The sequence below is a fragment of the Streptomyces sp. HNM0645 genome (genome assembly GCF_030056615.1).
Taxonomy (GTDB): Bacteria; Actinomycetota; Actinomycetes; order Streptomycetales; family Streptomycetaceae; genus Streptomyces; species Streptomyces marianii.
On sequence record NZ_JASHLT010000029.1, the window covers coordinates 80,431 to 92,540 of the forward strand.

7 protein-coding genes are annotated in these 12,110 nt (G+C 73.1%); 4 read left to right on the forward strand and 3 right to left on the reverse strand.

The features are described 5' to 3' along the window. The first annotated feature begins 210 nt into the window (after positions 1 to 210). Positions 211 to 2,346 carry an asparagine synthase-related protein gene (locus tag QMZ92_RS21210; RefSeq protein ID WP_283298965.1) on the forward strand — a complete coding sequence of 712 codons (2,136 nt, stop codon included), beginning with the start codon at positions 211 to 213 and terminating at the stop codon, positions 2,344 to 2,346. A gap of 210 nt (positions 2,347 to 2,556) precedes the next feature. Here QMZ92_RS21210 and QMZ92_RS21215 read toward each other — a convergent pair whose 3' ends face one another. Together QMZ92_RS21215 and QMZ92_RS21220 are read right to left on the reverse strand one after the other, a co-directional pair. Beyond that, positions 2,557 to 4,485 (reverse strand): sigma-70 family RNA polymerase sigma factor, encoded by a 1,929-nt coding sequence (locus QMZ92_RS21215; protein ID WP_283298966.1) that lies wholly within the window; start codon positions 4,483 to 4,485, stop codon positions 2,557 to 2,559. A 366-nt stretch (positions 4,486 to 4,851) separates the two neighbouring features. Then, complete coding sequence (locus QMZ92_RS21220; protein ID WP_283298967.1) at positions 4,852 to 5,616, reverse strand: TetR/AcrR family transcriptional regulator; 765 nt, start codon at positions 5,614 to 5,616, stop codon at positions 4,852 to 4,854. Between the two features lie 338 nt (positions 5,617 to 5,954). Here QMZ92_RS21220 and QMZ92_RS21225 point away from each other — a divergent pair, with 338 nt between their 5' ends. Together QMZ92_RS21225 and QMZ92_RS21230 are read left to right on the forward strand one after the other, a co-directional pair. Continuing rightward, a complete protein-coding gene (locus QMZ92_RS21225; RefSeq protein ID WP_283298968.1) occupies positions 5,955 to 7,508 on the forward strand; it encodes an NAD(P)/FAD-dependent oxidoreductase in 1,554 nt (517 codons plus the stop codon). A 245-nt stretch (positions 7,509 to 7,753) separates the two neighbouring features. Beyond that, complete coding sequence (locus QMZ92_RS21230; protein ID WP_283298969.1) at positions 7,754 to 9,457, forward strand: ATP-binding SpoIIE family protein phosphatase; 1,704 nt, start codon at positions 7,754 to 7,756, stop codon at positions 9,455 to 9,457. Between the two features lie 24 nt (positions 9,458 to 9,481). On the opposite strand, the gene QMZ92_RS21235 is transcribed toward QMZ92_RS21230, so the two are convergent. Next, a complete protein-coding gene (locus QMZ92_RS21235) occupies positions 9,482 to 10,771 on the reverse strand; it encodes an MFS transporter (protein ID WP_283298972.1) in 1,290 nt (429 codons plus the stop codon). A 402-nt stretch (positions 10,772 to 11,173) separates the two neighbouring features. Between QMZ92_RS21235 and QMZ92_RS21240 the strand changes: the two genes are divergently transcribed. Beyond that, positions 11,174 to 11,677, forward strand: coding sequence for a MarR family winged helix-turn-helix transcriptional regulator (locus tag QMZ92_RS21240; protein ID WP_138057609.1), 504 nt, complete (start codon positions 11,174 to 11,176; stop codon positions 11,675 to 11,677). Positions 11,678 to 12,110 lie beyond the last annotated feature (433 nt).

Here is a 12,110-nt window from a genome sequence, read left to right on the forward strand (position 1 = left end):
GCGGCGTTTCGCCCGCCGCCCCGTCGCCGCTGCCGGCGCCCGCCCTCCCAGTGGCCGGGCAGTCGCCGTACGGCTCTTGCCAGGGGCGCGTTCACTTTCCGCGCCCGCGACCCGGAGCCCCTCCCGTGCGCCCTTGTCGTGGCAGCATGTCTTCATCGGGGTGTGCCGAGTCGGGTGTGCCGAAAGTTGTCCACAGGCTGTGGAGGCGCGATGCGGTGGCTGGTGGGGTGGAGCAGTATCGCCGCAAGCTTCGGTACGGCGGGAGCGGTCGGTTCCCGCGCCTCCGCCTCCGGCGACGACCACCGCACCGTCCACCCCGTCGGAGCCCAGCTCCTGTGGGGCGACCCCGATCCGCTGTGGGCCGTCGGCGACTGGCGGCCGGACGAGGTCCGCGTCGTCACCGCAGGCCCTCCCCCCGGCTTCGGCGGAGGGACGCCCACCATCCGCCTGGCCGTGCTGGGCTGCTGCGCCGCCAGCGACGAGGAACTGCGCGTCGGCCTCTTCGCGGCCCGCGGGGGCGCACTGCGGCATCTCACCGCCTGGGCCGGCAGCTACACGGCAGTCGTCCAGGTCGGCCGCCGCATCACCGTCACCGGCGACCTGGCCGGAGCACGCCCCGTCTTCTACACCCCCTGGGCCAACGGCACGGCCTACTCGACCGCCGCACTGCCCCTGGCCGACCTCATCGAGGCCCAGCTCGACATCGGGCACCTCGCCGCGCTCCTCGCCTGCCCCGAATCCCCGGAGGCCCTGCGCGACTCCACCCCGTACGCCGGGGTCAAACGGATCCCGCCCGGTCACGCCCTGATCCTGCGTGAGGGCTCCCGCGAGATCACCGGCTACGAACCCGTCGCCTCCCTCGCCGTCGCCGCGCCCCAACTCGACCCGGACCGGGCCATGGAGGCGATGCGGGACGCGCTCGTCGACTCGGTACGCGCACGGCTCACCGCTCCCCGGCACGCCCCCGAGACACTGCCGCCCGACCCGGGACCGGTGCCCGGCATGGGTCCTGCGGAACGGCGCGCCGCCCGCGGCGCACCCGCGCCCGGCATCGGCGCAGACCTGTCCGGAGGCAGCGCCTCAGGCACCCTCGCACTGCTCGCCGCCGGTCTGCCCGGCGTCCCGGGCACGATCCTCGGCCACGGCACCGGCGCCGGGGAGCGGCTGTTGGCCGTCACCTTCAACGACCTCGCCACCCCGCAGGGACGCGAGGCCGAGATGGAACGGGCCGGGAGCATCGCCGAGAATCCACGGCTGCACCACGTCGTCGTCGCCGCGGGCGCGGAGGCCCTTCCCTACGCCGATCTGGACGGTCCCCTCACCGACGAGCCGGGCCCCTCCCTCGTCGAAGCCGAACGCAACCGGCGGCGTCTCGCGTCCGGCAGCGCCGACCACTTCACCGGGCACGGCGCCCGGCAGGTCCTGGACGCCCACCCGGCGCGCCTGGCCGACCTGCTGATGGACCGCCGGAGACGGCCCCTGCTCCGTCCCGTCTCCGCACTCGCCCGTGCCTCCGGCCCCACCGCCGGCTCGCTGCTCGTGCCGCTCACCGTCTACCGGGCGGCGCGGCGCCTCGCCCGGACCCCCTACCGCACCGGCCTCGAGACGGCGGCCGCACGGCTACCCGAGGCCAACCGCCGGGTAACGGCCGTCAACGGACCGCTCGGCGCGTCCCTCGCGGCGCTCGCCTGGTCCCGTCCCGGGCCCGCGGCACGCTGGCTCACGGGCGAGGCACTCGCCGAAGTATCGGTTCGCCTCCAACAGGCGGCGACCCGGCCGACATCGGTGCAACGGCCCGGTGAGGCCCGTGCCCGCGCGGCACTCGCGCGGTACGCCGCGGACCACCGCGTCATGGAGCAGGCTTCGGAGGTACGCAGCCAGCGGCTGCACGCTCCCTTCCTCGACAACCAGGTCGTACGGGCCGCGCGCGACCTCCCCGAGGCGCTGCGGGTCCAGCCCGGTGCACGCACCGCCGTCCTGCGCACGGTCCTCGCCGGAGCCGGCGTCCACGACCTGCCGCCCGGCTGGGGCGCGCCTTCGCAGACCGCTACGAACACGGCGACGCGGGCCGGAATGCGGCTGTCGCTGCCGCATCTGCTGGACCTGTTCGACACTCCGCTGCTCGCCGACGCGGGCATCGTCGAGGCGAGGGTCGTCCGCAAGGCGCTGCACGCCGCGTCCGAGGGGGAACCGGTGCCGTTGGACGGACTCGCGGACCTGGTCTCCACCGAGCTCTGGCTGCGACGGCTGCTGGCGCGGCGCGGTACGTGCTGGACGGGCACGGAGGCACCCCGCCGCCGCGCGGTCGCCTCGGGCGTACCCCGCCGCCCGACGCTCCAGGCGTAGGGGCGCGTGGGCGCGGCGCTCGCGGTGGGGCAGGCGTGTGCGGGCGCGGCGCTCAGGGGCGCCGAGGGGCGGTGTGCGGGACGCTCGAGTGGGATGCCCGGCACCCCGGACCGGACGTGCTCGTGCCGGGGCGCCGTCACCCATGCGTCCGAGTCGGGAGCCCCGTGCACGCACGTCTCGTGCGGGCCATCCGTACCGCCCCTCGCGGCGCTACACGCAAGTGATCCGAGACCGTGCCCAGTCGGCGATCGCCGTCGCGGCGAGTGGCCGTACGCCGACGGGTTCGACGACCAGGCGGAGCGTCTCCCTGCCGGTGAGGCCGACGGACAGGGGCACCGCCGGGTCACCGCCGCGCAGCATCGGCGACCGCCACCGCCGCGCCCCGTCCGCGTACACGGAGAAGCGCACCGCTCCCAGCCCCGGTGTCATGTCGTCGACGCCGACGAGCGCGTCGTACGAAGTGCACTCACGGTTCAGGTCGATCATCACGGACGACCTGGCGTGGACGGAGACGCCGTGCTCGTACCGGGTGCCGCCGATGGACATGCCGTGGCGCTTCCAGACCCAACTGTCGGGGCCGAGCCGTACTTCGGGCCGGGTGTGGTCGCCGGCCACCCCGTACTGGAGCCGGTTGAGCCGGTGGACGGTCGTGGGCGGAGGAGGCGTCGTCGGCGAGGGCGAAGGCGTCTCCCCGGGCGGTGGGAACGGCACGGGCACCGGTGCCGGCGGCTGCGGCGCCGCGGGTGCCGGACGTGCCCGGGACGGCGAGGTACCCGGCGCCGCCGCAGGCGGCACGGCTGGCGTCGGCGCACGGGGTGCCGCGGCGGGCCCGGCGTCGGGCACGGAGAGCGGGGGCGGCACCGGCGAGGGCGCCGTGGAGGGCGCCGTGGAGGCCGGGGGCGCCGGAACGACGGGCTGCGCCACCGGCGGCCGCGCAAGGGGCTTCGGCGCCGGTGCCGGTTCACCCGCGAGCGCCAGCATCAGTCCCGCGCCCACCGCGGCCGCCACCGCGGCGGCGATTCCGGCCTTCACGGGAGCCGCGAGCCCCTCCGCCGCAGCCGTTCCGCCCGCGCCTCCGTACCCACCGGAGGCCGAACCGGCCCCGGCCGCCGCGCCCGCCGAACCGGCGGCCGAACCGGCCGCCGCGGCTCCCGCTCCCGCAGCGCCGCCCGTCACGACCCCGGCGGCCTTGAACGAGTACCCCGCGGCGAACCAGCCGATGACGGCGACCGGCAGCAGCGCCGGGATCCCGGAGTTCACCTGATCCAGCTCGCCCGCGGCCAGCCGGCATCTGACGCATGTCTCCAGGTGCTTGCGGAGGCCGCGCTCGGCCCGCATCCGAAGCCCGCCGCGGGCGTAGGCACCGAGGCGGTCGGCGTACCGGGCGCAGTCGCCGCCCGAGGTGAGCGCGGAGCTCACATGGGCCTGCAGATAGGCCTGCTTGAGCCCTTCCCGGGCGCGGCCTGCCAGGACCGCCGTGGCGTTGGCGGTGAGACCGAACAGCGGCGCCACCGCGCTCGGTGGTTCCTCCTCGACGGTGGTGTGCCACAGCACCGCCTGCCAGCGTTCGGGCAGCGAGCGGAAGGCCTGCAGGGCCATCGACCGCTCGGCCTCGTGCATGGCGCGCACATCGGCACCGAGCTCGAGCGTGTCCTCGCGCCGCACTCCGGTGGCACTGGCCGCCTGGTCGGCGAAGGCCGCGAAGTCCTCGACCAGTTGCTCCCGGCGGGCGGACCTCGCCCAGGCGGCGGCGACGCGGCGCACGGCGGTCAGCAGATACGCCCGGACCGCCTGTTCGGGTCCCGCGCCTCCCCGCACCGCCTGCAGCGTCCTGGCGAACACCTCGGCCGTCAGATCGTCCGCTGTGTGGGCGTCACGGCAGCAGGTGCGGGCGTAGCGACGCACGGCGTCCGCGTGCCTGCGGAAGAGCTCTTCGTACGCGCTGTCGTCACCCCCGCGTATCCGCAGGACCAGGTCGGCGTCCGACGGTGCCGACGGGGAGGGCGAGGCATCCACGCCGGGCCCCGACGAGCCGCCCTCGCGCTGCGACGGAACCCGCCCCCCGGTTTCCCTGCCGAGCGCGCCGGCCTCGTCGCCGGTGCCTCCGGCCTGGGGCTCGTTGCGACCCTCACCGCTCATCGCGGAAGCCCCCGTACCCACCCAGTGACCCGAACACCGGCCAAGAGTGCCACAGGGATTGGGCTGTCAAGCCTCTCCCGGACAGCAACCACTCGTCCGGGAGACCATCCGAATCCAAGGACGACACCCGGACTGCACGAGAGCCCGTTCCCGAGGGCCCGCTCCCGAGCCCGCGTGCGCAGGACGCGTCGCGCACAACGGGCCGTCCGGTGAGCCCCGGGTACGGGAGCCGTCCCCCGGGGAGCCCGCGCACCGGGACCGACTGACGAGGGCCCCGCGCCCAACCGGCGGGCGGCCGCGTCCGAGCGGCCGCGCCCCGAGCCCCGGTCGGCCGCCGGCCGACCGGCGGAGGCCGTGCACCCGCGGTCACACGGGCCGCGAGCGCAGCCCCTCCAGCAGGATGTCCAGCAGCCGTGCCGAGGCTGCCGCCTGCTGCGCAGCGTCCGGAAGGGACGGCGCGGCGGTGGCTATCACCAGCAGTACGTCCGCCACGGTGACGTCGACGCGCAGTTCACCGGCCTCCCGCGCCCGGTCGACCAGCTGCCCCACGACGTCGAGCAGCTCGCCCGCTCCCGCGTCGTCCTGCTCGGCGGCGGGCACCGGACGCGGTGCGACCACCCGCAGTTCCGGCTGTCCGGCGAGGCCCAGACGCTGCTGCGGCACTCGCGTCTCCTCCGGGACGGCGTCCTCGACGACCGTCGAGTCGTCGGCCACACCGACCCGCAGAACGTGCGGCGGCAGCAGCCGGCCCGCTCCGGAGGCCACCGACGTGCGCAGGAAGCGGGAGAGCGCCGACCAGGGCTCCTCCTCCTGGCCGAGGGCGGTACGCGCCTGCTCCGTGAGCCGGGAGGTCTCCTCCTCGGCTATCCGCCGTACCAGCACGTCCTTGCTCGGGAAGCGGCGGTAGACCGTGCCCACGCCCACCCTCGCCCGACGCGCCACGTCCTCCATCGGAGCGCCGTAACCCAGCTCCCCGAACACCTCGCGAGCGGCCCTGAGCACGTGCTCCAGATTGCGCTGCGCGTCCACCCTCAGCGGTGCGGAACGGCTGGTCGCAGTCGCGCCCACACGCCCGTCTCCGCTGGCATCCGTAGCGACGGCGCCCGACCAATGCGATTCCTGAATGTGCATGAATGTTCCCCCGGAAATGATGTCGTCTCCCCCCGGAGACTCCCCGCCGTGACGCCGGGGTGAATCAGACGAGTCACCGGCCAGAACACCCCGACGAGGTACGAACATAGTTGAGTCGGGGTCAATTCAGAAGGGGCAGTTCCGTCCGGTGCGCCCCCCGATCGGAGCAAGGGCAGGAACCTTCCTCATCCCACCCCCGCCCCGGACCCTCTCTCTCCCCGCTGACCTGCGTACCTTCCCCCGACGGAGGCAACCGCCCCGCCGGGCCGTGGCCAGAACCTCCGGTCACACAATCGGCCGGGGCTGTGGACAAACTCCGAGGAGCGTTGCGTCATGGGATGGTGAAGGCTGCATACTCCCGGGACACGACCCCAGGCACCCCGCCGCGCACGCGCATTCTCGTCGCCGGCGGGGGGTACGTGGGGATGTACACCGCGATCCGTCTCCAGCAGAAGCTGAAGGGCGAGCTGGAGCGCGGCGAGGTCGAGATCGTGGTCGTGTCGACCGAGCCCTACATGACCTACCAGCCCTTCCTCCCCGAGGCGGCCGCGGGCTCCATCTCGCCCCGCCATGTGGTCGTACCGCTCCGCCGGGTCCTCCACAGATGCAAGATCGTCAGCGGCGAGGTCCGGTCCGTGGACCATGCCAAGCGCACCGCCGCCTTCACCACCCTCGCCACCGAGGAGGAGGGTGCCGGAGCCATCCAGATCGGGTACGACGAACTGGTGCTCGCCCCCGGCTCCGTCTCGCGCACGCTGCCCGTGCCGGGACTCGCCGAGTACGCCATCGGGTTCAAGACCGTGGAGGAGGCCATCGGCCTGCGCAACCACGTCATCGAGCAGATGGACATCGCCTCCTCCACCCGTGAGCCCGCCCTGCGCGACGCGGCACTCACCTTCGTCGTCGTGGGCGGCGGCTACGCGGGCGTCGAAGCGCTCGCCGAGCTCGAGGACATGGCCCGCTACGCCACGCGCTACTACCACAACATCAAGCCCGAGGACCTGAAGTGGGTCCTGGTCGAGGCGAGCGACCGGATCCTGCCGGAGGTCGGTGCGGAGATGGGGAAGTACGCCATCCGGGAATTGCGGGCCCGCAACATCGACGTGCGGCTCGACACCCGCCTCGACTCCTGCGAGAACCGGGTCGCCGTTCTCAGCGACGGCTCCCGGCTACCGACCCGCACGGTGGTGTGGACCGCGGGTGTCCGGCCCGCCCCCGTCCTGGCGGCCACCGACCTGCCGCTCAACGAGCGAGGCCGGCTCAGGTGCACCGCCGAACTCACCGTCGAGGGCACCGAGCACGCCTGGTCGGCGGGCGACGCCGCCGCCGTGCCCGACGTCACCGCGAAGGAACCCGGCACGGAGTGCGCACCGAACGCCCAGCACGCGGTCCGCCAGACGAAGGTGCTCGCCGAGAACATCGTCGCCTCGCTGCGGGGACAGCCCCTGCAGACCTACGCCCACAAGTACGTCGGATCCGTGGCGTCGCTGGGGCTGCACAAGGGCGTGGCGCATGTGTACGGCCGCAAGCTGAAGGGCTATCCGGCCTGGCTGATGCACCGCGCGTACCATCTCAGCCGCATGCCCACCTTCAACCGGAAGGCCCGCATCCTCGCCGAGTGGACACTGGCCGGGCTGTTCAAGCGTGAGATCGTCTCCCTCGGGTCGCTGGAGCACCCGCGTGCCGAGTTCGAACTCGCCGCGGGCGGCGTCCCGTCCAGGCCGCTCGCACGCCGCCACGAGGACCCGCCCATGAGCGCCCGGGAGAGGAGGCGGGGCCGGGCGCCCGGTACCCGTCCCGGCGCGTCGGGTGCGCCGCCCGACGCCGCGCCGGGCGGCGACCGGGGGAGGAAGGGCCAGGACGCTCCCGGACCCGGAACCGAGGAGGGCTGACCCCGCTGTCGGTGCGGTGGGCCACACTGAGCGTGTGACGATAGGTGGACGAGTGGCCAGCGCAGAGTGACGTGCCCGGGGCCGCACCGTCCCCTCCACGGCAATCGGCAACGAGACCAGCAGACTTGGCCGCTCCGGTGAGGAGCGGCCTGCGGAACCGGAACCGGACCCCCACCGGCCACGGTCACACACACGGGCGCAACCGCGCACGACAACAGCAACGACACCACGAGGCTTGAAAATCCGTGAACTTCACGCGTTGGAGCGCCCGGCTCCCCGGTACGCAGCGTCGCGCCGCAGCGCGGACGGACCGCGGGTCCGTCCCCGCGGCCCGCGGTGAGTACGACCGGCGGACGGACCGGCAGCCCGACGCCACCGACGCCGTCACCGATCCGCACGGCGCACCGGCCCCGTCGGCGGAGTCCGCCGTTCCGGCACTCGAGCAGTTCCCCGTCCGCGGGCTGCTCGACGGGCTGCCCGCGCTGGTCGCGCTCGTCCACGGCCCCGAGCACCGCGTCTCGTACGTCAACGAGGCGTACGAGACGGCGTTCGGCCCCCGCCCCGCCGGTGCCGCGGCCGCGGCCGCCTGCCCCGAACTCGCCGAACTGGGACTGCTTCCGCTGCTCGACCAGGTGCTGCGCAGCGGCAGGCCCCGCACGGTGAAGTCCCGCCGGGTCCGGGGCGGTGGTTCGTACACGGTCACGTGCCTGCCCGCCGAGGCTCCCGATCCGCACCGGGAGGGCGAGCTCCTCAAGGGCGTCCTCGTCTTCGCCGCCGACGTCACGGCCCACGCCGAGGCCGCCGAACGCCTGCGCGCCAGCGAGAGCCGTCACCGCGAGGCTGCCGTCACCCTGCAGCGCTCACTACTGCCGCAGGAACTCGAGCAGCCGGACGACCTGCGCATCGCCGCCGACTACCGGCCGGGCGGCACGGACGCCGCGGTCGGAGGCGACTGGTACGACGTGATCACGCTCGGCGCCGGCCGCACCGCGCTCGTCATCGGCGACGTCATGGGCCGCGGCGTGCGAGCGGCCGCCGTCATGGGCCAGCTGCGCACCGCCGTCCGCGCGTACGCCCGCCTCGACCTGCCCCCGCACGAAGTGCTCCAGCTCCTTGACGGACTGGCCTCCGAGATCGACCCCAGCCAGATCGCCACCTGCGTGTACGCGGTGCACGACCCGAACGAGGGCCGCCTGGTGTACGCGTCCGCGGGCCATCTGCCGATCCTCGTGCGCGACGCCGACGGCACGGTCCACCGCGCCGAGGAGCCGACCGGCCCGCCGCTCGGCACCGGCGGCTGGCTCCACTCGTCCGCCACGATCGCGCTGCAGCCGGGCTCCACCGCCGTGCTCTACACGGACGGACTGGTCGAGCGGCGCGGCGAGGACATCGACGAAGGTGTCGCCACGCTGGAGCGGGCGCTCGCCGGAGCGACCGGCACACCCCAGGTCGTGTGCGACCGGCTGATCCGCTCCCTTGGTGTCACCGCGGACCACGACGACGACGTCGCGGTCCTCGTCCTGCAGCACCCGACCCGCTCGGGCGGGGACGCGGAGCTCTTCCACAATGCCGCGCTCGAACTGCTCGGCGGTGTGGAGGCCGCGCCCCGCGCACGTGCGTTCGCATCGGGAGTACTGGCGTCGTGGCGGTTCCCCGTGGAGCTGCGCGACCTCGGCGTGCTCGCGGCGAGCGAGCTGGTCGCGAACTCACTCCAGCACGGCACGCCGCCCATGCGGCTGCGGCTGCGGCGCACCGACCGCCGGCTGATCATCGAGGTCACGGACGGTGACGATCACCTTCCGCGCCGACGCCGTGCCGAGACGGAGGACGAGGCGGGCCGCGGTATCTCCATCGTCGCGACGATCGCCTCGTCCTGGGGGAGCCGCCGCACTCCCGGCGGCGGCAAGGCGGTGTGGTGCGAGTTCGCCCTCCCCGATCCGCCGGGTTAGCGGCCGGCGGCGGGCCGCCGCCCGTCAGGCGGCGGACGCCACCCTGTCCTGTTCGGGCCGGTGCCGGGCGACGACCCGCGACGCGGACGCGAGCGAGGGCTGGTCCTGCACGGTCGTGAGGTTCCGCCCCAGTTTCAGGGCCAGCACGCTGATGCCCAGGGAGAAGACGACGAACGTCACGATGTACGGACCGTGCAGCGTGGCCCCCATCGGACCGCCCACCGCCGGGCCGACCGCCAGCGCCAGCTGCTTGACCAGAGCGAACGCCGAGTTGTACTGCCCGACCATCGAATCCGGTGCGAGATCCGCGACGAGCGGTGCCACCGTCGGCGACAGCATCGCCTCGCCGAGCCCGAACAACGCGTACGTCGAGACGAAGGCGGCCGTCGCCATCGCCTGTCCGCCGTGCCCGAGCCCCGCGTATCCGGCGACGATCCAGGCCACGGCCCAGATCAGCCCGACCGCGGCGATCACACGCGAACGACGGCGCCGCTCGACGAACCGCAGCACGAGGAACTGCGCGAGCACGATCACCGCGGTGTTGGCGGCCAGGGCGTAACCGAGCGCCGCCGGGTCGATTCCCGCGGCCTCGGTGCCGTAGGCCGCGAGGCCCGACTCGAACTGGCCGTAACAGGCGAAGAAGAGCACGAAGCCGAGGACGCACAGCTGCACCATGGCTCGGTGCCCGAGCAGCGACCGCATTCCGCCCCTGGCCTTTGCCTCGGTGTTCTCCGGCATCGCGTCGGGGATCGACGGCGACTTCGGCATCCGCACGGTCGCGGCGATCACGGCCAGGACGACGAACATCGCGGCCTCGATCGAGAACAGCAGCGTGAAGCTGCCGGGCCGGCTCTTGTCGACGATCTGCCCGCCGAACAGACCACCGATGCCCAGTCCCAGGTTCTGCAGGAAGAACTGCATGGCGAACGCCCGAGTGCGGGTGGACGGGCTCGAGCACCAGACGATCATCGTCGCCAGCGCCGGCTGCATCACGGCCGTACCCGCGCCCAGCAGCGCCGCGGACAGCACCGCGACGGACACGCTGCCGGCCAGGCCCATGGACAGAGCCCCGCCCGAGGCCAGCAGCGCGGCCACGACGAGCACGGGCAGCGGCCCGCGGCGGTCGATGGTCCGCCCGGTGAAGGGCAGTACCACGAGCGCGGCCATGGCGAAGACGGCGAGCACGGCACCCGCCGTGCTCGCCCCCAGGTCCCGAACCTGCGCCACATACACATAGAGGTACGGAACGGTGAACCCGAGCCCGAACGCGCTCAGCACGTTCCCTGCCTGGATCCGGCGCATCGCTGCACCCATCGCCTTGGTCACACTCACCTGCCTCGGTCGGCCAGTCCGGAGGACTGAACTTTGAAGACTTAGAAACTAAAGTTAGAACCTGAACAATACACATTCAAGGACTTAGAACCAAACCAGCGGCATGGGATAGTGAGGCGCATGTCCGACACCCCCGAGCAGAGGCCCGGCCGTCCGACGCGAGCCGAGCAGACACCCGCGACAACACCGGCCGACCCGTCAGGCGCAGAGGTCGGCAAGCCGGCACAGGGCTCCCCGGCCGACGCGGCCGCTCCCTCCGCCTCGTCGCCCTCTCGCTCTTCCTCTTCGTCTGGCGGTTCCGCCGCGTCCAAGCCCTCGGCGTCAGCCGTCCCGGGAAGCTCCGCGAACCCCGGGGCCACGCAGGAGCCGACCCTCGACGAGCAGATCGCGGCCTACCAGCGCGAGTTCCGCGACCTGGACCCCCAGGTGGAGAAGGTCGTCTCGGCCCTGGGCCGACTCAACCGCCGGATGAACGTGGCGTACGGCCGCCAGGTCGCCGCACTGGGCATCAGCAACGCCGAATGGGAGGTCCTCAAGACACTGGTCCTCTCCGGTGCCCCGTACCGCCTGGGCCCGGGAGACCTTGCGAAGCGGCTGGGCCTGACCCCGGCGGCCATGACCCACCGCATCGACCGGATGGCGGCGGAGGGCCTGGTCACCAGGGACCGGGACGAGTCCAACCGGGTGCGCGTGATCGTCGAGCTGACCGACGAGGGCCGCGCGAAGTGGCTGGAGGCCATGCGCATGGCGACGGACTTCGAGGAGGACCTGCTGCAGGACCTCAGTGGGGAGGAACGCGGAGTCCTCGGTGAGATGCTGATCCGTCTCCTGCGTCGCGTCGAGCAGGCCCAGCCTGATGCCGGCGGACGTCTCACCGACCTCGACTAAGGGCTGTCCCGCAGGGGTTGCGGGACAGCCCTTGGCAGGCCGGGTACGGGCCGGCGTCGACGAGGTGAACGGCGCGAGTTGACACCGCCTGCGCCGATCCGTAAGGTTCTTCGAGTTGTCACGGAGCCGGAACGGTTCTTCGACGACCGATCCCGCCGCGAACGCGGCAAACCAACTCAGCACGATCTCCCTACCGGGATGTTTTCCGGCATGCCGAAAAACATTTCGATCGGCCCGATTATGAGCCGACTGGGAAATGGGCTAGAGTTTGCTCGTCGGAACGGCCCGGTGGCCGGAAAGACAACCCACTCCGACTGGGAATCAGGTCCGAAAGGATCTGATAGAGTCGGAACCGCCGGAAAGGGAAAACGCGAAAGCGGAAGAACGGCCCGGCAACCCGCTCCAGCGGGTGGCGGAGACGGAAATCGGATCT